Raw genomic sequence first — 24,100 nt, 5'->3', positions numbered from 1 at the left:
AGGCCCCGGATCACGAGATGAGCCCGAATCCGCGCACCGCGCGGGAGTAGTGGGCGAGCAGCTCCTCGTCGATGCGGCCGGACTCGGCCTCGCCCAGCAGCGCGGGCGCCGCGCCCGGGCGGGCGGCCCTGGCCAGCGCCTCGCGCCTGATGGCGGGCACGCTCTCGCCGCGCAGCGCGGCCGCCTGCATCGGCGCGAGGTAGCCGCCGCCGGCGATCAGCTCCTCCAGCTCCGCCACCTCCTCGGCGGTGACCGCCTTCGCGGCCAGCGCCAGCCGCCGCTCGCGCGCCCGGCCGTCGCCCGAGCGGGCCAGCCGGCGCAGGGCGTACTCCACCACCAGCACCGGCGCGCCCAGCACACGGCCGATCAGACGGCCCACCGACCCCGCCAGCTCGTAGGTGGTGTCAGGGGTGTCGAGCGCGCCGAGCGTACTGGTGATCTTGTTGCGGGCGTCCTCGCGCGCCTGCAGCGGCGCGGAGCCCAGCAGCGCCTGCCGCCACTCGCCGAGCGTCGACAGCGCGCCGCCCACGATCAGGTCGTCGGCGGTCGCCGCGCCCGCGTAGGCCGCCGCCAGCAGCGTCACCCGCTGCCTCGGCGTCAGCGCCAGCCACACCGGCAGCCCCACCACCAGCACCGGCCTGCGCCGGATCCCGACTCTCTGGTACGCGGACTCGGTCGCCAGGTCCCTGACCGCCACCAGCTCGGGCGGCGGGACCCCCATCCGGGCCGCGACCCGCTCGGCCGTCCCGTACAGCTCGGCGGCGGCGCCGCGGTCGAGCACCTCGGCGTCGGCGGGCAGGTGCTCCAGGCGCGGCCGCAGCAGCCACCCGATGCCGATCAGCACCCCGCCGATCAGCCAGCCGAACACGAACTCGGCGTTGACCACGATCGTCCACGCGCCCAGCACGATGAAGGCGAGCGTCAGAGCGTGGACGACAAGAGCGAGGAGGAAGGCGGCCGCGCGTCTCACGGCCCCGAGCATAAGCAGTCCGGCCCCGCCTGAGTAGGGCCCAGGGGAGAGGACCGGGGGCGGTCAGCGCCGCAGCAGATCCTCCTCGTGGAGGTCGAACGGCTCGCGGCCGAGCGCCTCCGCCAGGCGCTTCTCCGCGATCGGCATGACCTCCTCGGCCACGATGCGCCGGCCCGTCTCCGCCGACAGCGTCGAGACCCCCACGTCGGGCAGCCCGCACGGCACGATCCGGTTGAACCACCGCGGATCGTTGGCGCAGTTGAGCGCGAACCCGTGCATCGACACCCCGCGCGCCACCCGGATGCCCACCGCGCCGAGCTGCCGGTCGGGCAGCCCCAGGCTGGCGTCGCCGGCCGCCCACACCCCGGCCCGCCCCTTGACCCGCCTGGCGGTGACGCCGAAGTCGGCGCACACCTGGATCATCGTCTCCTCGAGCCGGCACACGTAGTCGACGACGTCGCCGACCGCGACGATCGGGTAGGCGACGAGCTGGCCGGGACCGTGCCAGGTGACCCGGCCGCCCCGGTCGACGTCGATGACCGGGGTGCCGTCGGCGGGGCGCTCGTGCGCCGCGGCGCGCTTGCCGGCCGTGTAGACCGGCGCGTGCTCCAGGACGAGGAGCGTGTCGCCGATCTCACCGGCGGCCCGCTTGCCGTGCACCCAGCGCTGGAGCGACCAGGCTTGCTCGTAGGGAACGTCGACGCCCAGACGGACGACGGCCAGAGTGTGGGGATCGACCCCGTTGATGGGGCGCATGGGTATATTGTGCCGTTCCCTCACCCTTGTAGGGTAATTCAGGAAGTCAGCAGCCGAGGTTCGATCCTGAACTCCTTGACGCCGCCGTCGCCGTCGTGCTCCACGCGGTACGCGTATCCCTCGGGCCGGCAACTGACCGCCTGGATGAACTCGGTGCCGACGTAGTGGAGCGCCACGCCCTCGTCGGCGGCGTAACCCCCGGGCAGCTCGCCGCTCGCCACCGACGCGTGCAGCAGCGGCCGCCGCTGCGGCTCGGCGTCGTAGTGCACGCCGCACGAGTAGGGCAGCAGGCCCATCCCGTCGGACCACACCCGCAGCTCGGGGCCGAAGGAGTCGGTGTTGCCGCCGACGTGCCAGCACAGCGCGCCCGCGCTCTGGCCCGACAGCACCACCCCGGCCCGCCAGGCCTCCTCGAACGCCTCGTCGAGGCCGTGCAGCCGCCACAGCGCCATCAGGTTGGCCACGCTGCCGCCGCTGACGTAGATCATGTCCTGCTCCAGCATCCACGCCTTCGGGTCCGCCACGTTGGGCATGGGGAACACGGTCAGGTGGCTGACCTCGACGTCCCAGCCGGTGAACGCGCCGTACATCTTCAGCAGCCACTCGGCGCTGTCGCCGGTCGCGGTGGCCAGCAGGCCCAGCTTCGGACGGTCCTGACCGGTCAGGTCGAGGCCGTAGCGCAGCAGGGGACTCGCCTCGATGAAGCCGAAGCGGCCGGTCGGGCGGAACGAGCCGCCCCCGATCGCGAGGATGTGAGACTGGCTCGACCTGGTCATGCGATCTCCCGGAGCGAAGTAAGAACAGCTCACTACAGTACGGCGCGGAGCGCGTCCGCGAGGTCGCCATGCGTGAACTCGTAGCCGGTGTCCAGCAGTTTCCCCGGCTTCAGCCGGTGGCTGGGCAGCAGCGCCGCCCCGGCCAGCTCGCCGAGGCCCAGCGACAGCGCGAACCGCGGCACCGGCATCGGCATCGTCGGCCGGCCCAGGACCTGACCGAGCGTCCGGGTGAAGCCGGCGTTGGTGACCGGCGTGGGAGAACACATGTTGACCGGCCCCGACACCCCGGGCGTCGCCAGGATGTGCCGCACGGCGCCCACCCAGTCGGGGACGCTGATCCACGACCAGTACTGCCGGCCCGAGCCCAGCGGCGCGCCGAGGCCGGCCTTGAAGATCGGCAGCATCCTGGCCAGCGAGCCGCCGCGCCCGCTCAGCGCCAGCGAGGTCCGCAGCAGCGCCACCCGCACCCCGGACTCCTCGGCGGCGACCGCCTCCGCCTCCCACCGCGCGCACAGCTCCGGCATGAACCCCTGCCCCCGGTCCGCGCCCTCGTCGATCACCCGGTCACCGGTGTCGCCGTAGTAGTCCATCCCGGAGGCCGACACCAGCACGCCCGGTGGCGTCGACGCCGCCCGCATCGCCCGTACCAGCAGCCTCGTGCTGTCGACGCGGCTGCGGATCAGCTCCTTCTTGTACGCCACGGTCCAGCGCCGGCCGGCGATCGGCGCCCCGGCCAGATGCACCACCGCGCTCGCGCCGTCCAGCACCGCCGGGTCCAGCACCCCCTCGGCGGGCCGCCAGAGCGCCTCGTCGCCGCTTCTGGGCTCGCGCCGGACCAGAGTGACCACCCGCTCGTCCGCGCCCCGCAGCGCGCCGACCAGCGCCTCGCCGAGCAACCCCGACGCACCCGTCACGATGATCGCCATACCGCCACCCTACGCCGCCGATCCGCGGTCACCCCGGAAGACGCCAGCCGCAGCGGCCCTCGACGCACAGCTCGGTGGTCGTCGTGCCGGGGTCCGGCGGCTCGATCGACACCTTGCCGCCCCACCGGCGGTAGCGGGTGTCGACGTGAAGGGTCCTGCCCTCCAGTTCCTCAAGGCCGCCGGAGAACGTGAACGTGCTCCGCACCCCGCTGACCAGACCAGCGGAGTTCAGCGTGACGGTGTAGGCGAGCCTCGTGTCCGGATCCCAGCCGATGTGGGTGGCGTCCGCCGCCCAGGGGGAGACCCGTTCGAGCTTCTCGAAGGTGATCACGCCGGTGACCGTGTTGCCGCTCCGCCGCCCGTCAGCCAGCAGGGCGGCCAGCGTCGCGGGTTCCGCCGGGTTGACGAGCTGCTGGTCGTGGCCGAGCAGCTCGGTGTGCCACAGATGCGACTGGTGGGCCTCCTCCCACCAGGTCTTGCCCTTCCCCAGATACTTCGCCAGGAGACCTCCGGAGCGGTAACCGGTGCCGCCGATCTCGCCGTCGAACCCGATGGCGCGTTCGCGGCCGTGCTCGCCCCCGGTGATGGTGACGTCCAGGGCCTTGACGGCGCCCTCGGCGTCGAGCGCGAAGACCCCCTCGCGCCGCTTCTCCGCCCGCTCGCCGGCACCGCCCGAAAGGACGGCCGTCTCGGTGAAGCGCACCCCGTGCCCGGGCGCCAGAACGGACCTCAGCGCCCCGACGGGATCCGCCGGCGTGACGGCGGCGCCCGCGAGCAGCGCGGCGGCGGCCGTCAAAGCCGCGATCAGCCTTCTCATGACCATGATGCTGCGGCGGCCAGATCACGTCCGGGACACCGGCAGGCCGCGACAACCGCAAGATCCCCGGCCCCGGGAACGCGGAAGGGCCGGGCGCCATCGCGCCCGGCCCTCACCGATCAAGCGAACCCGGTCACGCCAGGCCGAGCTGGGCCTCGAAGCGGCCCTCCTCCAGGCGACGCTTGATCGTCGTCAGGAAGCGGGCGGCGTCGGCGCCGTCGACCAGGCGGTGGTCGTAGGTGAGCGCCAGGTAGACCATCGACCGGACCGCGATGACCTCGCCCTCGGGGGTGTCGACCACCACGGGACGCTTGACCACGGCGCCGGTGCCGAGCATGCCGACCTGCGGCTGGTTCAGGATCGGCGTGTCGAACAGGGCGCCGCGGCTGCCGGTGTTGGTCAGCGTGAACGTGCCGCCGGTGATCTCGTCAGGGGTCACCTTGTTGGCGCGGGTCCGCTCGGCCAGGTCGGCCGTCTTGCGGGCCAGCCCGGCGAGGTTGAGGTCGCCGGCGTTCTTGATGACCGCCGCGATCAGGCCGCGCTCGGTGTCGACCGCGATGGCGAGGTGCTCGACGTCGAAGTACGTGACCTCCATGGTCTCGTTGTTGATCGTCGCGTTGAGCTTCGGGTGCTGCTTGAGCGCCTCGATCGCGGCCATCTCGAAGAACGGCATGAACGACAGCTTGACGCCCTCACGGCGGAAGAACTCGTCCTTGGCCCGCGCCCGCAGCTGCGCCACCTTGGTGACGTCGACCTCGACGACGGTGGTGAGCTGGGCGGCCGTCTGCAGCGACTCGACCAGGCGCTTGGACATCGTCTGGCGCAGCCGCGTCATCTTCTCGGTGCGGCCGCGCAGCGTGGTGTCGACCTCCACCGCCTCGGGCGAGGCGGCCTGCGCCGCGGCGGGCGCGGCGGGCGCGGCGGCGGGGGCCGCGGCCTGCGGGGCGGGAGCGGGCGCGGCGGCCTGAGGAGCGGCGGCCTGAGGAGCGGCGGCGGGAGCCTGCTCGCGCTGCTGCTTGGCGGCCTCCAGCACGTCCTGCTTGCGGATGCGGCCGCCGACCCCGGTGCCGGTGATGGAGTCGAGGTCCACGCCGTGCTCGTTGGCCAGCTTGCGCACCAGCGGCGTCACGTACGGGCTGTCGCCCGAGGTGGGCAGCGGCGTCGGGGCCTGCGCGGCGGGCTGCTGCGGGGCGGGCTGGGGAGCCGCCTGCGGAGCGGGCTGGGGCGCGGGCTGCTGGGCCGCGGGCTGCTGGGGGGCAGGCTCGGCCGGGGCGGGCTGCGGGATCGACGAGGCGGGGGCCTGCTGCGGCTCGGGCTCCGGCTCCGGCTCGGGCTCCGGCTCGGGCTGCGCGGCGGGCGCCGCCTCCTCGGCCGGGGCGGCGGCGCCGGCCTGGCCGCTCTCGTCGATGATGGCCAGCTCGGCGCCGACCTCCACCGTCTCGTCCTCCGCGACGACGATCTTCGTGATCACGCCGGCGGAGGGCGACGGGATCTCGGTGTCGACCTTGTCCGTCGACACTTCGAGGAGCGGCTCGTCGGCCTCGACGCGCTCGCCCTCCTTCTTCAGCCAACGGGTGACCGTGCCCTCGGTGACACTCTCGCCGAGCTGGGGCATCTGTACGGAGACCGGCATCGTTATCTTCTCTCGCGTTCTGATCTCGAGGGCTGGACTAATTGTGTACGTGCAGTGGCTTGCCGGCCAGGGCCAGCATGGCCTCCCCGATCGCCTCGGACTGCGTCGGGTGTGCGTGGATGAGCTGGGCGACCTCCGTGGGAAGAGCCTCCCAGTTGTAGATGAGCTGCCCCTCCGTGACGAGTTCACCGATGCGGCGGCCCACCATGTGGACGCCGACGACCGGCCCGTCCTTGCGGGCGAGCACCTTGACCGCGCCCGCCGTGCCGAGGATCTGGCTCTTGGGGTTGCCCGCCAGGTCGTAGACCTGCTCGACGATCTCCATGCCGCGCTCGGCGGCCTGCGCGGAGGTGATGCCGACCGAGGCGACCTCCGGGTCGGAGTAGGTGATCCGCGGCACCCCCGCGTAGTCGATGGGCGCGGGGCCGAGGCCGGCGATGTGCTCGGCGACCATGATGCCCTCGGCGAACCCGGCGTGGGCCAGCTGAGGGGTGGCGATCAGGTCGCCGACGGCGTAGACGCCGGGCGCGGAGGTGCGGCAGTGCTCGTCGACCGTGACGGTGCCGCGCTCGACCGCCACGCCCGCCTCCTCGAAGCCCAGGCCCGCCGTGACCGCGCCGCGGCCCACCGCCACGAGCAGGATCTCGGCGTCGAGGGTCTTGCCGCCGGCCAGGGTGACGAGCACGCCGGTGTCGGTGATCTTGGCGCTGTCGAGGCGCACCCCGAGCTCGTACTTGATGCCGCGCCGCCGGAAGGCCCGCTCCAGCAGCTTGGAGCTGGACTCCTCCTCGGTCGGCAGCAGGTGGGGCAGGGCCTCGACGATGGTCACCTCGGCGCCGAACGAGCGGTAGACGCTCGCCAGCTCGACGCCGATGACGCCGCCGCCCAGCACGACCACCGAGGACGGCACCCGGTCCATCGTCAGGCAGTGCTCGCTGGTGATGATGCGCTCGCCGTCGATGTCGAGGCCGGGCAGTGACCTGGGCGCGGACCCGGTCGCCAGCACGAGGTGGCGACCCTCGTACACCTCGGAGCCCACCTGCACCCGGCGCTCGCCCGCGAGCCGGCCCTCGCCCTCGACCAGGGTGACCCCGGCGGCCTTGAGCAGCCCCTGCACGCCCTTCCAGGCCCGGTTGACGATCTTGTCCTTGAACGCGTGGACGCCCGCGACGTCGATGCCGTCGAAGCGCGCCCGCACGCCGAACGACTCGCTCTCCCTGGTCTCGTCGGCCACCTCGGCGACGTGCAGCAGCGCCTTGGTCGGGATGCAGCCCCGGTGGAGGCAGGTGCCGCCGATCTTGTCCTTCTCGATCAGGGCGACGGACATGCCCAGCTCGGCCGCCCGCAGCGCGCAGGCGTAGCCGCCGCTGCCGCCACCTAGGACGACGATGTCGTAGGCCACAGGAAGGCTCCTTGTCGGGGTGGTCTTGACGGCTTCATCTTTTCATTTGTTCGCCGCGCTCGCGTGCCGCTCCGCCAGTCCGATGAGCGTGCGGGTGACCGCGCCGGTGCCGCCCTTGGGGATGTATCCGTACGGCTCACCCTTGTTGAAGGCCGGGCCGGCCATGTCGATGTGGGCCCAGCGCACGCCGTCGGGCACGAACTCCTTCAGGAAGATGCCGGCGGCGAGCATGCTGCCCCAGCGCTCCGGCTGGAGGTTGGCGATGTCGGCGATGGGGGAGTCGAGGCCTTTGCGCAGCTCCTCCGGCAGCGGCATGCCCCAGGCGCCCTCGCCCGCGGCGCCCGCCACCTCGACGACCAGCTCGCGCAGCTCGTCGTCGTTGGCCATGACGCCGGCGGTGCGCCAGCCGAGCGCGACGATCTGCGCGCCGGTCAGCGTGGCCACGTCGATGATCGCGTCGGGGTTGTCCTCGGCGGCGCGCGCGATGCCGTCCATGAGGACCAGGCGGCCCTCGGCGTCGGTGTCGAGCACCTCGACCGTCTTGCCGCTGTAGCTGTGGAGGACGTCGGAGGGGCGCTGGGCGGTGCCGCTGGGGAGGTTCTCCGCCAGGCAGAGGTAGCCGATCGCGTTGACCCGCAGGCCCAGCCTGGCGATGCCGACGAGCGCGCCGAACACCGCGCCCGCGCCGCCCATGTCGGACTTCATCCAGTCCATCGACGCGGACGGCTTGAGCGACAGCCCGCCGGAGTCGAACGTGATGCCCTTGCCGACGAACGCCAGGGTCTTGCCGGCCTCGGGGTGGGTGTAGGAGAGGCGGACCAGGCGTGGCGGGTTGACCGAGCCCTGGCCGACGCCGACGAGGCCGCCGTAGCCGCCGTCCCTGAGCTGCTTGTCGTCGAGGACCTCGACGGACAGGCCCGTCTCGGCGGCCGTCTGCTCGGCGATCTCGGCGAACTTGGCCGGCCACAGGTCGGACGGCGGGGTGTTGACCAGATCGCGCACCAGCGAGACGGACTCGGCCAGGACGGAGGCGCGCTCGGCCGTCTCGCCCGGCGCGCCGGACAGCACGGTCAGGTCGGCGACCGGCGCCTTCTGGTCGTCGCCGGTGCGGTAGCGCGAGAACGCGTAGGCGCCCAGCAGCCCGCCCAGCGCCACGGCCTCGGCCTGGGCGGCGGACTCCGCCGGCAGGGCCAGCGCGGCGCGTGCGGTGCCGGCCAGCGAGCGCACGGCCGCACCAGCGGCGCGGCGCAGGCCCTCGAGGTCGGCCGACTCACCGAGACCGACCGCGACCAGCAGCGGCGCGCTCACGGAGCCGAAGGTCGGCAGCTTGGCGATCTCGCCGGGCTTGCCGGCGAACCCCACGGAGGACAGCGAGGCGGCCAGCTTGCCGCCGAAGGCCGCGTCGAGTGCCTCGGCGCCCGTGGCGGGACGGGGACCGTCGGGGCCGGACCGGAAACCGACGATCAACGCATCGGTGTCGAAAGAGACGGGATCTGCTGAGTTCAGCCGCACAGTGGTCACGTAAACCGACTCTATCGAGGGTTTCTCCGTACTCACAAACAGGGGTTCATCCCATGAATCTGGTGTCGCACTTTTGGTGACATGGTGCTAGTGTCATTAGCATCATGTTGCTGACCCTGGACCTCAACGACGCCCGCCCCCTGCATGAGCAGGTGGCCGCGGCCATCCGCCGTGCCATCGGCGAGGGCCACTACGCCCGGGGAGACCGGCTGCCCCCGGCCCGCGACCTCGCCGCGGCGCTGGGCATCAACCCCAACACCGTGCTCCGCGCCCTGCGCGAGCTGCGCGACGAGGGGCTGCTGGAGTTCAGGCGCGGGCGCGGCGTCAGCGTCGCCGCGCTCGCCGACCCGCGCGCCCCGCTCCGCGAGCGGATGCGCGAACTGCTGGAAGAAGCCAGGAAGCACGGATACGACCGGGAGGATCTGATCACCATTCTCGAGGAGCTCGCATGACCCCACGCACCATCGCCCTGTTCGGCGGCGCGGCCGTCGCCGCCGCCATGACGGCTCTGCCGCTGGCGGTGCGCGACCGGCTCCCCGACCCGCTGGCCGTCCACTGGGGCACCGGCATGATCCCCGACAACGCCGTGTCCCTCGCCGTCTACCTGGTCATGCAGGCCGTCCTCTGGGGCGTCATGTGGCTGGGCCTGCTCGCCTCGGCGAGGCGGGCCGGGCACGGCAGGTCCGGGCGGGTCTCCTGGTGGGCCCTGTTCGCCGGCGGCGCGCTGTTCGCCCTGCTCCTCTCCGCCATGACGGTGACGGCCAACCTCGACGCGGCCACCTGGCAGGACGCCCGGCTCAGCCCGCTCGCCGTGATGGTGATGATCGCGGTGCCGCTGGCCGCCGCCACGCTCGGCGGCTATCTGGGCAGGGGAGAGCCCGACCCGCCGGCCGACGACCGTGAGCCGCCGCGGCTCCGGCTCCGGCGCGGCCAGCGGGCCGTCTGGGTCAGCCGGGTGAGCAACCCCTGGCCGCTGCTCATCACCGCCGCCGGCGCGGCCGTGCTGTTCGTGCTCGGCACGCTCGACCTGACCGGCCTGGTCCGCGTGTCGTCACTGGGGGCCGCGCTGCCGGCGCTGCTGGCGGTGCTCGCGGTCGGGCTCTTCGCCTCCTCGCTCACCGTCCGGGTCACCGACGACGGGGTGACGCTCGCGTTCGGGCCGCTCGGCTGGCCGGTGCGGCGCATCCGGCTCGACAAGATCGAGCACGCCTACGCGGAGGACCGGCACCCGAGCCAGGTCGGCGGCTGGGGCGTGCGCGGCCTGCCCGGCTCCGCCACCATCATGCTGCGCGGCGGCGACTGCCTGATCCTGCGCTACCGGTCCGGGGGCCGGCTCGGCATCAGCATCGACGACGCGGAGCGCGGGGCCTCCCTCATCAACGCCCTCATCTCCGAAAGGAGGGTCGCGTGAAACCGCTGCCTCTCTTCCTCGCCGTCGCCTTCGTCCTGTCGTGGCTCGTCGCCCTTCCCCTGTGGCTGCGCGGCGGCCTCGACACCCCGCTGGTGCAGGTGCTGGGCGCGCTGATGATGTTCACCCCCACTCTCGGCACACTGGCGGCGTGGCGGGCGTCGCGGACCCCGTTCCGGGTCTGGGCGCGCGAGACCGGGCTCACCCTCGGCGAGCGCAAGGGCCGCACCCTGCTGCTCGTGCTCGCCGCCTGGCTCGGCGTCCCGGCGCTGGTGGCCGTCTCGATCGCGCTCAGCGCCGCGCTCGGGCTGCTCAGCCTCGACCTGGACGGGCTGAGCCTCTACCGGTCGCAGCTGCAGGCCGCGAACGTGCCCGTCCCCGACGACCTGACCACCGGGATCGTCGTCCAGCTCGTCGTCGGCGTGGTGGCCGGGCCGCTGCTCAACGCCATCCCGTCGCTGGGCGAGGAGTGGGGCTGGCGGGGCTATCTGGTGCCCAGGCTCACCAGCACGCGGGGCGTGGTGGCCGGGCTGATGCTCTCTGGCTTGATCTGGGGGCTGTGGCACGCGCCGCTGACCCTGCTCGGCTACAACTACCCCAACCTGGGCGCCGGGGCCGCGCTCTACTTCACCGGCTTCTGCGTGGTGGCCGGGGTGGTCTTCGGGTGGCTGCGGCTCCGCTCGGGCAGCGTGTGGCCGGCCGTCGTGGCGCACGGCGCGCTCAACGCGATCGCGGGCTTCGTGCTGGTCCTCGGCGACGCCGCCGAGCCGCCCAACCTGGCGCTCGCCGGGCTGACCGGCATCGTGGGCTGGGTCCTGCTCGCCGTCTGCGGGGCGGTCCTGCTCAAGGTCTTCCCGGTACGGGCCCCGTCCGCGGAGAACCCGGCCACGGGTCAGACGACCAGCGCGTAGACCACCAGGGCCGCCGCGGCGGCGGTCTCCACCAGCGCGCCCAGCACGTCACCGGTGATCCCGCCGAGCCTGCGCCGGGCGTGGCGGAGCAGGAGCGACGCCACGGCGAGGCCGGCGAGCAGCGCGGCGGGCGGGCCGAGAACACCCGGCCACAGGTGCAGGACCGCCTCGGACGGATCCGGCGCCGGAACCTCCGCGCGCCAGGCGCCCAGGAGCCCGGCGGCGGTGCCCAGGAGCGCCGCGACGATCAGCGAGGCCACGGTCACCAGGGCGGCGACGCCGGTGCGTACCGTGCCCGCGACCATCGCGCCGAGCCCCTCGGGGCGGGCGGCGGGCACGGCGGGACGGCAGGCCCAGGCGAGCGTCAGGCGGCCGGCCAGGCACGCGGTCACCAGCCCGACGGCCCCGGCCTCCGTCAGGGCGGCCGCCTGGATGAGGACCGTGAACAGCACGGCCACCACCCCGAACGGGCCGATGTCCGACTTTTTCATGATGTCGAGCGCCTGGGCGGCGGGCTTGCCGCTGCCCAGCCCGTCCGCCAGGTCCGCGAGCCCGTCCAGGTGCAGCCCCCGCGTCAGCACCGCCAGCGCCCCGAGCGCCAGGGCCGCCCCCAGCAGCGGTGGACCGGGCAGCAGCAGCGGCAGCGCGGCGATCACGCCGAGCGCCAGCCCGACCGCCGGGGCCAGCGCCATCGCCCGCCCCGCCACCGCGCGGTCCACCCGGTTCACCCGTACCGGGAAGACGGTGAGCGTGCCGAGCGCGAGCCGCAGCCCTTCGGCGCCCGGAGCGACGCTCAAAACAGCTCGTCCAGCAGCCGGTAGTAGGCGAGCTTGGCCTCGTCGACCTCGGCGAGCCCGTACGCGGCCAGGAAGTCGGCGGCGGCGGGCCCGTCCAGCTCTCGCAGCGCGACGGCCAGGTCCACGTAGCGGTCGGCCACGCCCAGCGCGCCGACGTCGATCAGGATCACCTCGCCCGACGGGGAGGCGAGCACGTTGGCGGGGGTGAAGTCGCCGTGCGTGACCACCAGGTCCTCGCCGGCCGGCCGCTCGGCCAGCAGCCTGGCGTGGACCTCCTCCGGCGTGAGCCCGGCGTGGTCGTCGTCGAAGTCCGCCGGGTCCACCAGCCCGGCCAGGACCCGATCGGCCGCCCTGGCCAGCTTGACGTCCAGGCGCTCGTCGAACGGGCACTCCTCCACGGGGATCGCGTGCAGCGCGCGCAGCGCCCCGCCCATCAGCGCACCGGCCTCCGGCGGCGCCGACTTGCGCTCCAGGCTCCGCCAGCCCGCCTCGGCCAGCACCAGCACCTCATCCTCGAACGCCACGATGTCCGGCACGTCCGCCCAGCGCTTGAGCCACCGCAGCCGCTCGTGCTCGGCCACCGCCACCGGGCCCCGCTTGATGAAGAACTCGCCGCGCGGACCTGTCACGCGCAACGTCTCGTCGCTCAGGCCCGCGTGGTCGTCCGACCAGATCGCGTCCTCGCCGCCGACCAGATCGAAGACGTTCTCAGGAAATCGCATGACGACCGATCCTACGGGGGCGGATGAAGACAGGGCGCCGACCCGTTCGCCCGCGTCCCCTAGGCTGGCCGGATGCACGTGGTTGAACTCGAAGGGGTAGGCGTCCGGGTCGTCGGCAAGACTCTCCTGGACGCGGTCGACTGGCAGGTGGCCTACGGCGACCACTGGGTCGTCCTGGGTCCCAACGGCGCGGGCAAGACGACGCTGCTGTCGCTCGCGGCGGCCGTGCGCCACCCGACCGTGGGCGCCGTGACCGTGCTCGGCCACCGGCTCGGCCGCGTCGATCTGCGCGAGCTGCGCCGCCACATCGGCCTGGTGTCCTCCAGCCAGCACCTCATCGACGAGGACCTCCTGGAGGAGGAGGGAGCCACCGCCCACACCGTGGTGCTCACCGGCCACACCGGCACCAGCGCCCCCCTGTGGGACCGCTACGGCGACGCCGAGCGCGAGCGGGCCCTGCGGCTCCTCGCCGACCTCGGCTGCAAGGACCTCGCCGACCGGCGGTTCCGGGTGTGCTCGCAGGGGGAGCGGGCCAGGATCCGGGTGGCCAGGGCCCTCATGGCCGACCCGGCGGTGCTGTTCCTCGACGAGCCGTTCGCCGGGCTCGACCTGCCGGCCCGCGAGGACCTCATCAACGCCGTCGAGCGTCTCGCCGAGACCCGGCCGGTGCTGACCACCGTCACCGTCACGCACCACCTGGAGGAGGTGCCGTCGACGACCACCCACGCGCTGCTGCTGCGCGAGGGGCGGGTGCTGGCAGCCGGCCCGGTGACCGAGGTGCTCACCCCCGCCAACCTGTCCGAGTGTTTCGGCCTCCCGCTGCACGTCGACCGCCTGCACGGCCGGTGGTACGCCCGCTCCGTCCGCTGACCCGCCTGCCCGGCGGTCACAGGGCCAGCGGACGGCCCGCCACGACCAGGGTGACGTCCTCCGACTCGGCCGCCAGCCGTTCGTTCAGCCGGCCGAGCGCGTCGCGGAAGGCGCGGCCGCTCGCCGTGGCGGGCACCACGCCCATGCCGACCTCGTCCGACACGGCCACGACCCGCTCGCGCGCCTCGCGCCAGGCGCCCACCAGTTCGTCGCACCGCCCGTCCACCGGCGTGCGGTCGCCGTCCCAGGCCGCGTGCTCGTCGAAGACCGCCGCCAGCCAGGTGCCCAGGCCGTCGATCAGCAGCGGGGCCGTGGCCGCGCGGATCGCCCCGGCCAGATCCGTGGTCTCCACGGTGTCCCAGTGCGCGGGCCGCCGCACCCGGTGCGCGCGCACCCGGGCCGCCCACTCCGGATCCCCCTCGCCGGTGGGCCCGGTGGCGACGTAGGTCACGTACGGGTCCGCGGCCAGCCGCAGCTCGGCCTCGGCCGACTTGCCCGACCGCGACCCGCCCAGGATCAGCGCCCGCCTCGGCGGCGGCACCGCGTCCCGGACGCTCCCGGCTCCCCGGAACGTTCCCTCGGCGGGCGCGTCCCCGATGTCCAGGACGGTCCCGTCCGGGACGGCGAACGCGCCCCACAGGCGCAGCCGCCTGTCCAGTTCGCCCGGGGACCGGACGCGGTGGTCCAGGCCCACGGCGACCACGGTGGTGCCGGAGTCGACCGCGCCCGCCCGCCGCAGGGCTCCGAGCCGCTCAGGGCGGTCCAGGAGATCGATCAGGACGACGTCGTACGGGACGTCCGCGCCGAGCGGCACCTCACGGTCCGCGGGCGCGTACAGCAGCCGCCGTCCGTCCGGTCCGGCGAGCCCCAGCCCGTCCGCGAGGACCGAGTACCCGCGCGGCACCCCGGTCCACGGGAACACCGCCACGTCGTCGACGACCAGACCGAAAGGCCGGCGGGCGGGGATCCCGGCGGTCCCGGCGCAGGACGCGCACGGGCACCCCGGCTCCGGCCAGCCCGCCGGACCTGCGGTCCCGGTGAGGAGAAGCTTCATCGCGCCGAGCGTACAAACCCGCACGGAAGGCGCCGTACCCGGCCGGGCGGTGGGGAGCCGGGGCTGGATGGATCGATCAAAGGGGCGGGTCCGGAGTAGGGTTCCAGTGCCGCCGGGGGGTGCGCCGGCGGGCCGGCGGAGAAGGAGTGTGGCATGACATGGCGTTGGCGTTATGAGGACGCGCACGGCGGTGAGGTGACCGATCGCCCCTTGCCGCGCGAGGTGTTCCCCAGCCAGGCCGACGCCGAGTCGTGGCTCGGCGAGAACTGGCGTGAGCTGCTCGAAACAGGCGTCGAACAGGTGGCGCTCCTGGAGGAGGACCGGGTGGAGTACCGAGGGCTGTCGCTGCGCCAGGAGTGACCCTCAAGTCAGGGCCGGACCCCTTGAGCCCCGCGCTCAAGGGGTCCGCGCTCGTCAGGGCCGCTTCGGCGGGCTGACCGTCTTGGCGGGGTCGCGCTCCACCAGCGAGCCGAGCACGTCGTCGATGCGCTTCAGCACCTCGGCGTCGAGCTTGACGCCCGCCGCCTTGACGTTGTCGCGCACCTGCTCAGGGCGGGAGGCGCCGACGATGGCGCTGGAGACGTTCGGGTTCTGCAGCACCCACGCCACGGCCAGCTGCGCCATGGACAGCCCCAGGTCGGCGGCGATCGGCTTGAGCTCCTGCACCTTCGCCAGCACGTCGTCCTTCATGAAACGGGCGATCATGCCGGCGCCGCCGGCCTGGTCGGTCGCCCGGGAGCCCTCGGGCGCGGCCTGGCCGGGGAGATACTTGCCGGTGAGCACGCCCTGCGCGATCGGCGACCAGACGATCTGGCCGACGCCCTCGCGCTCGCACAGCGGCACGATCTCGCTCTCGATGACCCGCCAGAGCATCGAGTACTGAGGCTGGTTGGACACGAGCCGGTCGAAGCCCATCTCGTCGGCGATCTTCAGCGCCTGGGCGATCTGCGGCGCCGACCACTCGCTGACGCCCACGTACAGCACCTTGCCCTGCCGGACGAGGTCGTCGAAAGTCTTGAGCGTCTCCTCCAGCGGAGTCTCGGCGTCGAAGCGGTGCGCCTGGTAGAGGTCCACGTAGTCGGTCTGCAGGCGGCGCAGCGAGGCGTGGATCGACTCGGTGATGTGCTTGCGCGACAGGCCCCGGTCGTTGCGGCCCTTGCCGGTGGGCCAGTAGACCTTGGTGAAGATCTCCAGGGACTCCCTGCGGACGCCCTTCAGCGCCCTGCCGAGCACCTCTTCGGCCTTGGTGCCCGCGTAGACGTCGGCGGTGTCGAACGTGGTGATGCCCTCGTCGAGCGCCGCCTGCACGCACAGCTTGGCGGCGTCCTCTTCGACCTGGGAGCCGTGGGTGAGCCAGTTGCCATAGCTGATCTCGCTGACCATGAGACCGCTGCGGCCGAGGTGACGGAATTCCATGCATCAGACTTTATGCCGTGTTCCCGGATTGATCGTCATGGAGGGCAGATCATCCGGCGGTAGGGTCGGCGCGTGCTGAAGCTGTTCCGCCTGGCGCTCACCGCGGCCGTCCTGACCGCGATCGTCGTACGGCTGCGCCGCCGGGCCGCCGCCAAGGCGCCGGAGTTACGGCCCGGCCCGCCGCCGCGCCGCCGGATGGGCTCCGCGGGCCTGCTCGCGGCCGTGCTGGCCGCGGTCATGGGAGGGCTCGCCTACCTGGGAGCGGGCCTGTGGCCGGCGCCGGAAGGTGAGGGAGCGCTCGGGCCGAGCCTGCCGGGCGGCGGCTGGTACGTGCAGGAGCGGAGACCGGAAGCGGTGATCTTCCTCGGGAACTCGGCGGAAGGCCCTGCCCCGGCTCCGGTCGTCTCGCCGGGCGCGGTCGCCTCACCGAGCCCCGCCGCGGACCGCGCGCCGCACTGTGCGCCGGAGCCGCGCCCCGTCGTGGCCCGCCCGCTCGACCCCGACGTCAGGCGGGCCGTCGACCGGCAGTGGCGGCGCATCGAGCGCTGGCTGCGGGCCAACGCCCCCAGGACGTACGCGAAGCTGAACGGCCCGGGGCGGCCCCGGGTGATCGCCGTCGCCGAATCGAGGACGGGCCTGGACTTCCCCGACGACCTGCGGGCCTCGCTGCTGCGACACGACGGCGGGCCGGGGCTCGGGCCGTCCGGCGGGACGGACCTGAGCGTCCGCCGGATCCGCGACGCCTGGCTCCACCTGTGCGCGTACGACGACCACGGACGGTGGACCGGCCGGATGATCCCGTTCCACGTCCGCCGGGGATCGGCGGGCATGGAGTACGCCGCCGTCGACCCGGCGACCGGCGCCGTCACCGTGGACGGCGTCGGCGCGGCGCCGGACCACCGATCCCGGCTGAGGGAGATCGCCGACGCCCTGGCGCGGGGACGGGAGCTCGACGGGCGGGTGCCCGAGGTCAGGCGGGGCGTGCTGCGGTGGGTGCCGGCGAGGTAGGACCTACCTCTTCTTCGGCGGCACCGGCTTGCCGCCCGGCAGCAGCGTGGGCGGCGGGAAACGCAGCTTGCGGATCTGCAGGGCGCGCATCGCGGCGTAGAAGCCGACCCCGCGCATCGACTCGCCCGGCAGCTTCGCCGCCGCCTCGCGCTTGACCTTCCAGGACACGAAGATGGAGGTGAAGACCACGCCCACCATCATCACCGGCCAGCCCACGACGATCACCGCGTTGAGCACCTGCGCGCGGATGGCCGGAGGCCACGGCACCCAGGTCGCCAGCAGGATCAGCAGCGAGAACGGCAGGAAGTACTGGCTCGGCAGGCGCCGCGAGTCGACCCAGTCGCGCGCGAACTTGCGCGCCGGGCCCTTGTCGCGGGCGGGCAGGTAGCGCTCGTCGCCCGCGAGCATGCCCTTGCGGGCCCGCTCGCGCTCGGCGGTCTGCTTGGCCCGCATCTGCCGATAGGCCTCTTTGCGGTCCTTCGGCGCGGTGACCGGCTGGCGCCGCCTGCTCTCGGCATCCCGGCGCTTGGGAGTGGGGCGACCCTTGCCCTGGGGCTTAGGATCGTCTATGGGGACGGGGGTGTCGTCCACGGATGATGAGGAACGGCGTCGCAACACGACCTCAACCCTACCTGGACTGCAACTTAGTGACGCCCTCGTGCGTTATGCGTAGGGTAATCCCAAGGCGGCTGCGCTGCACTGGGTGACCACAGCACGACCGAAGAAGGGGACGGCCGACGCGCATGAGCGTGATGAAGAGACTTTCAATGATCTTCAAGTCCAAGGCCAACAAGGCCTTGGACAAGATGGAGGATCCACGCGAGACCCTCGACTACTCCTATCAGCGGCAGCTGGAGCTGCTGCAGAAGGTGCGTCGCGGGGTGGCGGACGTCGCCACTTCTCGCAAGCGTGTGGAGCTGCAGATCAACGGCCTTGAGCAGCAGAGCAAGCGTCTTGAGGAGCAGGGCCGCAAGGCGCTGTCCGTGGGGCGCGAGGACCTCGCCAGGGAGGCGCTGCAGCGCCGCTCCAACCTGCAGGCCCAGATCGGCGATCTCAGGGTCCAGCATGACAACCTGCAGGCCGAGGAGGAGAAGCTCACCACGGCCTCGCAGCGGCTGCAGGCCAAGGTCGATTCCTTCCGCACCAAGAAGGAGACCATCAAGGCGACCTACACCGCCGCCGAGGCCCAGACGCGGATCAACGAGGCGTTCTCCGGCATCTCCGAGGAGATGGGCGACGTCGGCCTCGCGATCCAGCGCGCCGAGGACAAGACGGCCCAGATGCAGGCCCGCGCCGGCGCCATCGACGAGCTGCTCGCCAGCGGCGCGCTCGACGACTTCAGCGGCACCCGCGGCGACGACATCCAGGCCGAGCTCGACCGCATGGGCGGCGGCATGGACGTCGAGCTGGAGCTGGCCAGGATGAAGTCCGAGCTCGGTCAGGGTCCCGCCCCGCAGTCCGCCATCGAGCAGGGCCAGCCGCAGCAGCAGCCGCAGCCTCAGCAGCAGCAGCAGGCTCAGCAGCCCCAGCAGCAGCAGACGCAGCAGCTGCGCCAGCCTGGGGAGGGCGCATGATCGTCAGGATCATGGGCGAGGGCCAGATCGAGATCTCGCCCGAGGACATCGCCGTGCTCAACGAGCTCGACAGCGAGCTCGAGGCGGCCATCGACGCAGGCGACGAGAAGGCGTTCCGGGTCAAGCTGCACGCGCTGCTCGACAAGGTGCGCCACGTCGGCAAGACCCTGCCGGACGACTCCCTGGAGCCTTCCGAGCTGATCCTTCCCCCCGCGGACGCCTCCATCGAGGAGGTCCGGGAGATGCTGGGAGACCAGGGCCTGATTCCGGGCTAGCCGTGAAGACCAGGTTCGCGCCCGACAGCGGTCTCACCCGCCGCATGGTGGCGACGATGTTCCTGCTCGGCCTGCTCTACGTGGTGTTCGTCGGCGTCCTCATCTCGCTGGGGGCGCAGGCGGTGACCGTGCTGGTGATCGCGGGGGTCGTGCTGCTCGTGCAGTACTTCCTGTCCGACCGCATCGCGCTGTACGCGATGCACGGCCGGGAGGTCTCGCCGCAGGAAGCCCCCGAGCTCCACGGCATGATCGATCGGCTGTGCGCGATGGCCGACATGCCGAAGCCCCGGGTGGCGATCGCGGAGTCCGACGTCCCCAACGCGTTCGCCACCGGGCGCAACAGCAAGAAGGCCGTCGTCTGCGTGACCACCGGCATCCTGCGCCGGCTGGAGCCGCGGGAGCTCGAAGGGGTGCTGGCCCACGAGCTGTCGCACGTCGCCCACCGCGACGTGGCCGTGATGACGATCGCGTCGTTCCTGGGCATCGTGGCCGGGCTGATGACCCGGGTCGCGCTCTACAGCGGGCTCGGCAGCCGGCGCGGCAACGGCCAGGGGGGCCTGCCCATCGGGCTGATCGTCATGTTCGTCTCGATCGTGGTGTACGCGGTCAGCTTCCTGCTGACCCGCGCCCTGTCGCGCTACCGCGAGCTGTCGGCGGACCGGGCGGGCGCGCTGCTCACCCAGCAGCCCTCCGCCCTGTCGAGCGCGCTGGTCAAGATCTCCGGGGACATGGCCAGGATCCCCACCCGCGATCTGCGCGAGGCGGAGCCGTTCAACGCGTTCTACTTCGCGCCCGCCCTGGCCAGGGGGGAGACGCTGGCCAACCTGTTCTCCACGCATCCGCCGCTGGAGCGCAGGCTGGACCAGCTCGCGAAGATCTCCAACCAACTCGGAAGGGGCTGAGCGCGATGGGTTGGCTCGACGCCATCCTGGGCCGGTCGAAGCCGGTCAAACCCAATCTCGACGCGTTGTTCGCACTGCCGTCGGCGGCCGTGACCCTGCAGGCGGCGACCGGGCTCACACCGACGGGCACCGGTTCCGTGGCGTTCCGCGCGGCCGAGGGGAGCGCGTTCGCCACCCTGGAGCGCGACGTCAAGGACCTGCTCGGCGGCCGGGTCGAGGAGTTCACCGACAGCTACGGCTACACCTGGCTGCTGGTGCGCCGGACGCCTGACGCGGTCGGCGACCTGGTCACCGAGCTGCACGCGGTCAACTCCTCGCTGGAGGGCGCCGGGTTCGGCCCGTCGCTGCTGTGCTCGCTGGTGTCGTTCACCGATCGCGACGGCCGGCGGCTCGCCGTCGTCTACCTCTACAAGCGCGGCACCTTCTACCCGTTCGCGCCGCTGTCGGGTCAGCGTCGCGACAACGCCCTGGAGCTCCAGGCGCGCGGCGCGCTGGAGGGCGAGCTGCCGCTGGAGGAGGACCTCAGCCGCTGGTTCCCGGTCTGGGGCGCTCCCGGGCTCTGACCGGTTCCGGGGTACGGTCGCCCACGGTGATGTAATCGTCACGTGGAGCGAAGGTTGTGCGTGCTGGCGGCGTCCGCGTTCATCGGGGCCGCGGTGCTGTCCAGCGCGTGGGTCACCGGCCAGCTGACCACGCCGAGAGTCGACAGGGCCCACGGCTACATCGGCGAGCTGGCGGCCCGCGACCAGCCGTGGACCCGCCTGTTCAGGACCGGTGACGTGCTGGCCGGGCTGGCGTGCCTGACCGGGGTGGCGCTGGCGCCCCGGGTACGCGAGGAGTGGCCGGGCTGGCTCGCGCTGGCCGCGGCCGGGCTGTTCACCGCGCTGGCCGGGCTGTTCCCGATGGACTGCGCCGTGCTCAGCGACCCGGCCTGCGTCCCCGCCTCGCTCGCGCACCGGGCGCACGTCGCCGCCGCCGTGCCGGCCGCGGTGGCGGTGCCGGTCGCCATGGTGGTGCTGAGCGTCCGCTGGCGGGCTCCGGCGGCGTGGCTGCTCACCGGGCTGACCGCCGTCGCCGGCACGGTCACCCTGACCGCGTCCGCCGCCGGGCAGCTCGCCGGGCTCGCGCAGCGGGGGCTGGCCGCGATGATCGCGCTCTGGCTCGTGTACGTGGCCGTCCGGCTGCTCGAATCGGACGTCACGGTCCTGATCCCCGGCCCCCTGCACGTGGTCCGGCAGGGCTCCGGCCCGGCCGTGCTGATCGCCTGCGGTCCGGGCGGCGCCTGGTGCCACTGGGACGCGGTCGCCGCCGAGCTGGCGCGTGACCGGCTCGTCATCCGGTTCGACCGTCCCGGGCTGGGGCTGAGCCCCGCGTCGCCCGTACCGCCGACTCTGCACGGTGAGGCGGCGCGGCTGGCGGCGCTCGCGCCCGAGCACCCCGAGCGGGTCACGGTGGTCGCGCACGCCGTGGCGGCGTGGCACGCCGAGGCGTTCGCCCGGCTGCACCCGCTGCGGGTGGCCGGGCTCGTACTCGTGGATCCTCCGTGCCCGCCGCCGCCCGGGCGCGGCACCTCCTCGATCGGCCGCGCGCTCGGCGCGTGGCTGCCCGCGCTCGGCGGCACCTGGGGCGCGGCCGCGCTGGCCCGGCTGACCGGGCCGCTCGCGCACCGCCTGATCGCCGGCTGCGCCGACACCCATCGGATCTACCGGGGCGGGCGGATGCCCGCCACGATCGCGGGGGAGTGGCTGGCCCGCCGCGACATGGCGGGCGAGCTGCGCGACATCAGGGCCGAGCACCGGCTGCCCGCGGTCCCCGTCACCGTGATCCGCACCCGGCGCAGGGGAGGCTGCCCGGAACGGCTCGCCGCGGAGCTGGGCGCGCGCCTCGTTCACCTGCCCGCCTACGGTCGCGCGTACGGGCCGGGACCTGGGCTTCGGCTGCTGCCGCAGGCGCTGCGCGCCATCGCCGACGCGGTCTGAGAACGCGAAAGGGTGACGCGGACGCTCGGAAGCCGCGACAATGTCTGGAAGTCATGACGTAAGCCACATGTGGGGAAAATCGTGCCCGAGCTCGCGCCTCTGCGCCCAGGGGACCCTGCCTCGGTAGGGGCGTACACGCTGGCCGGCCGGATCGGCGAGGGCGGGCAGGGCCTCGTCTATCTCGCCACCGCCCCCGACGGGGCCAGGGTAGCGGTCAAACTGCTCCGCACCGACCTGGCCGGGGACGAGGAGGCGTCGGTACGGTTCGTCCGCGAGGTCGAGCTGGCCCGGCGGGTGGCGCCGTTCTGCACCGCCCAGATGATCGAGACCGGGCTGGTCAACGGGCGCCCGTACATCGTCAGCGAGTACATCGACGGCCCCACCCTGTCCGACGTGGTGCGCACCGAAGGCCCCCGGGCCGGCACCGCGCTGCACCGGCTGGCGATCGGCACCGTCACCGCGCTGGTGGCCATCCACCAGGCGGGCATTGTGCACCGCGACTTCAAGCCGTCCAACGTGGTGCTGGCCTCCGACGGGCCCCGGGTGATCGACTTCGGCATCGCCAAGGCGCTCGACCTCACCTCCACGCTGACCGCCAGCGCGATCGGTACGCCGTCGTTCATGGCGCCCGAGCAGCTCAGCGCCGGGAGCCCGGGGGCCGCGGCGGACATGTTCGCCTGGGCCTGCACGCTGCTCTTCGCGGCGTCGGGGCAGGCGCCCTTCGGGCAGGACAGCGTCCCCGCCGTGGTCAACCGGATCATGAACAGCGAGGCGGACGTCGGCGTCATCGACGATCCCGCGCTGCGCGCGCTGGTCGCGGACTGTTTGGCCAAGGACCCGGCCCGGCGGCCCACCGCCCAGCAGGCCCTGATGCGCCTCCTGGGACAGGCCCAGAACGCCCCGTGGGCGAACCCCGCCGGGCCCGCCCCGTACTCCCCGGGCTTCCCGCCGGGCAACGGAGGCGGAGCCCCCGCAGGAGGTCCGGGTTTCCCGGCGCCTCCTCCGGGTCCGTCCTCCCCGGGCATGTCCGGACCGGGGGTGCCCTATCCGACCGGCGGCGCGGGTCCTTCGGGTCCCGGTCCGGCGAGGTTCCACCCCGGGGGGTTCTCCGGGCCGCCCGGCGGCGGTCCTTCAGGTCCTTCAGGTCCCTCGGGTCCTTCGGGCCCTTCGGGCCCTTCGGGCCCTTCGGGCCCTTCGGGTCCGTTCCCCGGCCCGGGCGGTGATCCGGCGGGGCTGCTGTGGCAGGGGAGCGCCGCCGCGGCGGGCCCCGGATACGGGCCGCGCGCGCCGTACCACCCGCCGCCGCCCACCCGCGCGGGCGGCGGGCGCGGGACCGGCTGGATCGTGGCCGGCGCCGCCGTGGCCACCGCCGTGCTGCTGGCCGCCGGCGCCTTCGTGGTGAACCGGATCGCCGCCATGCCCGACCCGACGCCCACGCCGTCGCCGTCACCGAGTCAGACGGTCGCCTCCGGCACGCCGACCCCCACGCCGACCCCCACGCCCGAGACCAGGACGATCCGGCTCCCGGGCACCTCCGTCGAGCTGGAGGAGCGGGCCACCGACCCCGTCAAGCTCGCCTCGTACACGACCGAGAACGGCAAGAGGCTCTACGTCAGGCAGCCCGGCACCGACCGCTACACCCGCAACTCGCGGTACTTCGAGTACGCGCTCGACCACGACGGCGCCCGCGCGCTCGGCACCGACGTCGACTACAACACCGACCGCAAGGCGCTGCTGTCGGTCATCGACCACCGGACCGGCAACAAGCGCGCCATCGAGGTCAGCTCCGCCCCGATCTTCCCCACCACGCCGCGCTGGTCGCCCGACGGCAAGCTGGCCCTGGTCACCCTGTACCGGGCCACCGACACCGACAGCGTCGAGTACGGGTACGGCATCGTCGACGTGGACGCCGGCACCGCCCGCACGTACCGGGTCAGCGAGAAGGGCGCGGGCGAGTGGCGGTTCTTCTGGAACTCCCGCGGTGACGAGGTCGGCACCTGGGTGAACGGCCGGATGACGTTCTACGACCTGCGGGGCAAGAAGCTGCGCACCGTGCCGGCGGCGGGCGAGCCGGTCTGGGTGGAGGGCGACGACGTGTCGCCCAACGGCGACCGTTTCCTCGCCCACTGCCCGTCCTCGGCCGGCACCATCTGCGCGCACCCCACCGGCGGCGACGGCGAGGCGGACCGGGTGCCGTTCACCAGCCAGCGGCTGATCGGCTGGTGGGACGACGACCACCTGGCCGTCTGGCGGGCCAAGGGCGCCGGTTACGAGGCGGTGGTGATCGACCTTTCCGGGAAGGTGAACAGGGTGCTCGCCACGGCCCCGAAGCGGGCGGAGTTCGACAAGATGGCGTTCCGATTCAGCAGGGGCACACCCTAGA

Annotated in this window: 25 protein-coding genes; 12 read left to right on the top strand and 13 right to left on the bottom strand. The window is 73.3% G+C overall.

Annotated features, from left to right (window positions below):
- Nucleotides 1–10: 10 nt before the first annotated feature.
- From ACGFI7_RS17475 to ACGFI7_RS17440, 8 genes are all read right to left on the bottom strand, one after another.
- On the bottom strand, nt 11–970 hold the full coding sequence (locus ACGFI7_RS17475) for a hypothetical protein (protein ID WP_393405343.1): 960 nt from the start codon (nt 968–970) through the stop codon (nt 11–13).
- A gap of 63 nt (nt 971–1,033) precedes the next feature.
- Entirely contained in the window at nt 1,034–1,726 is a 693-nt protein-coding gene (gene lipB / locus ACGFI7_RS17470; protein ID WP_393405341.1) for a lipoyl(octanoyl) transferase LipB, read from the bottom strand.
- A 38-nt stretch (nt 1,727–1,764) separates the two neighbouring features.
- Nucleotides 1,765–2,502 carry a Type 1 glutamine amidotransferase-like domain-containing protein gene (locus ACGFI7_RS17465; RefSeq protein WP_393405339.1) on the bottom strand — a complete coding sequence of 246 codons (738 nt, stop codon included), beginning with the start codon at nt 2,500–2,502 and terminating at the stop codon, nt 1,765–1,767.
- Nucleotides 2,503–2,534: 32 nt separating this feature from the next.
- A complete protein-coding gene (locus ACGFI7_RS17460; protein WP_393405337.1) occupies nt 2,535–3,428 on the bottom strand; it encodes a TIGR01777 family oxidoreductase in 894 nt (297 codons plus the stop codon).
- Nucleotides 3,429–3,456: 28 nt separating this feature from the next.
- Nucleotides 3,457–4,245, bottom strand: coding sequence for a hypothetical protein (locus ACGFI7_RS17455; RefSeq protein WP_393405335.1), 789 nt, complete (start codon nt 4,243–4,245; stop codon nt 3,457–3,459).
- A gap of 133 nt (nt 4,246–4,378) precedes the next feature.
- Nucleotides 4,379–5,878: a 2-oxo acid dehydrogenase subunit E2 gene (locus ACGFI7_RS17450; protein ID WP_393405333.1), complete on the bottom strand. Its 1,500-nt coding sequence runs from the start codon at nt 5,876–5,878 to the stop codon at nt 4,379–4,381.
- A 37-nt stretch (nt 5,879–5,915) separates the two neighbouring features.
- A complete protein-coding gene (gene lpdA / locus ACGFI7_RS17445; RefSeq protein ID WP_393405331.1) occupies nt 5,916–7,280 on the bottom strand; it encodes a dihydrolipoyl dehydrogenase in 1,365 nt (454 codons plus the stop codon).
- A gap of 42 nt (nt 7,281–7,322) precedes the next feature.
- The gene (locus tag ACGFI7_RS17440; protein ID WP_393405329.1) at nt 7,323–8,801 is read right to left on the bottom strand and encodes a leucyl aminopeptidase; all 1,479 of its coding nucleotides are present in this window, start codon (nt 8,799–8,801) and stop codon (nt 7,323–7,325) included.
- Between the two features lie 104 nt (nt 8,802–8,905).
- Between ACGFI7_RS17440 and ACGFI7_RS17435 the strand changes: the two genes are divergently transcribed.
- Genes ACGFI7_RS17435 through ACGFI7_RS17425 form a run of 3 tightly spaced genes read left to right on the top strand, consistent with a single transcriptional unit; the run spans nt 8,906 to nt 11,120 of the window.
- Nucleotides 8,906–9,253 carry a GntR family transcriptional regulator gene (locus tag ACGFI7_RS17435; protein WP_393405327.1) on the top strand — a complete coding sequence of 116 codons (348 nt, stop codon included), beginning with the start codon at nt 8,906–8,908 and terminating at the stop codon, nt 9,251–9,253.
- On the top strand, nt 9,250–10,212 hold the full coding sequence (locus tag ACGFI7_RS17430; RefSeq protein ID WP_393405325.1) for a hypothetical protein: 963 nt from the start codon (nt 9,250–9,252) through the stop codon (nt 10,210–10,212). Before ACGFI7_RS17435 ends, ACGFI7_RS17430 begins: the two co-directional genes overlap by 4 nt.
- Nucleotides 10,209–11,120, top strand: coding sequence for a CPBP family intramembrane glutamic endopeptidase (locus ACGFI7_RS17425; RefSeq protein WP_393405323.1), 912 nt, complete (start codon nt 10,209–10,211; stop codon nt 11,118–11,120). The genes ACGFI7_RS17430 and ACGFI7_RS17425 overlap by 4 nt, the downstream gene beginning before the upstream one ends.
- On the opposite strand, the gene ACGFI7_RS17420 is transcribed toward ACGFI7_RS17425, so the two are convergent.
- The gene (locus ACGFI7_RS17420) at nt 11,102–11,917 is read right to left on the bottom strand and encodes an adenosylcobinamide-GDP ribazoletransferase (protein WP_393405321.1); all 816 of its coding nucleotides are present in this window, start codon (nt 11,915–11,917) and stop codon (nt 11,102–11,104) included. The two genes, ACGFI7_RS17425 and ACGFI7_RS17420, sit on opposite strands and share 19 nt — an antisense overlap.
- A complete protein-coding gene (locus tag ACGFI7_RS17415; protein WP_393405319.1) occupies nt 11,914–12,639 on the bottom strand; it encodes an aminoglycoside 3'-phosphotransferase in 726 nt (241 codons plus the stop codon). The genes ACGFI7_RS17420 and ACGFI7_RS17415 overlap by 4 nt, the downstream gene beginning before the upstream one ends.
- A gap of 72 nt (nt 12,640–12,711) precedes the next feature.
- Here ACGFI7_RS17415 and ACGFI7_RS17410 point away from each other — a divergent pair, with 72 nt between their 5' ends.
- Complete coding sequence (locus tag ACGFI7_RS17410) at nt 12,712–13,509, top strand: ABC transporter ATP-binding protein (protein ID WP_393405317.1); 798 nt, start codon at nt 12,712–12,714, stop codon at nt 13,507–13,509.
- A 16-nt stretch (nt 13,510–13,525) separates the two neighbouring features.
- Here ACGFI7_RS17410 and ACGFI7_RS17405 read toward each other — a convergent pair whose 3' ends face one another.
- Entirely contained in the window at nt 13,526–14,563 is a 1,038-nt protein-coding gene (locus ACGFI7_RS17405) for a bifunctional adenosylcobinamide kinase/adenosylcobinamide-phosphate guanylyltransferase (protein ID WP_393405315.1), read from the bottom strand.
- A 153-nt stretch (nt 14,564–14,716) separates the two neighbouring features.
- On the opposite strand from ACGFI7_RS17405, the gene ACGFI7_RS17400 reads away from it, so the two are divergent.
- Nucleotides 14,717–14,923 carry a hypothetical protein gene (locus tag ACGFI7_RS17400; protein ID WP_393405313.1) on the top strand — a complete coding sequence of 69 codons (207 nt, stop codon included), beginning with the start codon at nt 14,717–14,719 and terminating at the stop codon, nt 14,921–14,923.
- A 54-nt stretch (nt 14,924–14,977) separates the two neighbouring features.
- Here the strand turns inward: ACGFI7_RS17400 and ACGFI7_RS17395 are convergent, their stop codons facing one another.
- On the bottom strand, nt 14,978–15,979 hold the full coding sequence (locus ACGFI7_RS17395; RefSeq protein ID WP_393405311.1) for an aldo/keto reductase family protein: 1,002 nt from the start codon (nt 15,977–15,979) through the stop codon (nt 14,978–14,980).
- A gap of 72 nt (nt 15,980–16,051) precedes the next feature.
- On the opposite strand from ACGFI7_RS17395, the gene ACGFI7_RS17390 reads away from it, so the two are divergent.
- Complete coding sequence (locus tag ACGFI7_RS17390; RefSeq protein ID WP_393405309.1) at nt 16,052–16,987, top strand: hypothetical protein; 936 nt, start codon at nt 16,052–16,054, stop codon at nt 16,985–16,987.
- 3 nt (nt 16,988–16,990) lie between these two features.
- Here ACGFI7_RS17390 and ACGFI7_RS17385 read toward each other — a convergent pair whose 3' ends face one another.
- Nucleotides 16,991–17,578 (bottom strand): DUF3043 domain-containing protein, encoded by a 588-nt coding sequence (locus tag ACGFI7_RS17385; protein ID WP_393405307.1) that lies wholly within the window; start codon nt 17,576–17,578, stop codon nt 16,991–16,993.
- A 152-nt stretch (nt 17,579–17,730) separates the two neighbouring features.
- Here ACGFI7_RS17385 and ACGFI7_RS17380 point away from each other — a divergent pair, with 152 nt between their 5' ends.
- The 6 genes from ACGFI7_RS17380 (at nt 17,731) to ACGFI7_RS17355 (ending at nt 24,099) form a co-directional block, all read left to right on the top strand.
- Complete coding sequence (locus tag ACGFI7_RS17380) at nt 17,731–18,561, top strand: PspA/IM30 family protein (protein ID WP_393405305.1); 831 nt, start codon at nt 17,731–17,733, stop codon at nt 18,559–18,561.
- Complete coding sequence (locus ACGFI7_RS17375) at nt 18,558–18,836, top strand: hypothetical protein (protein ID WP_393405303.1); 279 nt, start codon at nt 18,558–18,560, stop codon at nt 18,834–18,836. Before ACGFI7_RS17380 ends, ACGFI7_RS17375 begins: the two co-directional genes overlap by 4 nt.
- Nucleotides 18,837–18,838: 2 nt before the next feature.
- A complete protein-coding gene (gene htpX, locus ACGFI7_RS17370) occupies nt 18,839–19,738 on the top strand; it encodes a zinc metalloprotease HtpX (RefSeq protein WP_393405301.1) in 900 nt (299 codons plus the stop codon).
- Between the two features lie 5 nt (nt 19,739–19,743).
- The gene (locus ACGFI7_RS17365; RefSeq protein WP_393405299.1) at nt 19,744–20,301 is read left to right on the top strand and encodes a hypothetical protein; all 558 of its coding nucleotides are present in this window, start codon (nt 19,744–19,746) and stop codon (nt 20,299–20,301) included.
- 42 nt (nt 20,302–20,343) lie between these two features.
- Nucleotides 20,344–21,717 carry an alpha/beta fold hydrolase gene (locus tag ACGFI7_RS17360; protein ID WP_393405297.1) on the top strand — a complete coding sequence of 458 codons (1,374 nt, stop codon included), beginning with the start codon at nt 20,344–20,346 and terminating at the stop codon, nt 21,715–21,717.
- Between the two features lie 81 nt (nt 21,718–21,798).
- On the top strand, nt 21,799–24,099 hold the full coding sequence (locus ACGFI7_RS17355) for a protein kinase (protein ID WP_393405295.1): 2,301 nt from the start codon (nt 21,799–21,801) through the stop codon (nt 24,097–24,099).
- Nucleotide 24,100: the final 1 nt, after the last annotated feature.

Origin of the sequence: Nonomuraea sp. NPDC048826 (assembly GCF_043198225.1) — a bacterium.
Lineage (GTDB): Bacteria > Actinomycetota > Actinomycetes > Streptosporangiales > Streptosporangiaceae > Nonomuraea.
This window is presented reverse-complemented; position numbering and strand designations above follow the sequence as displayed.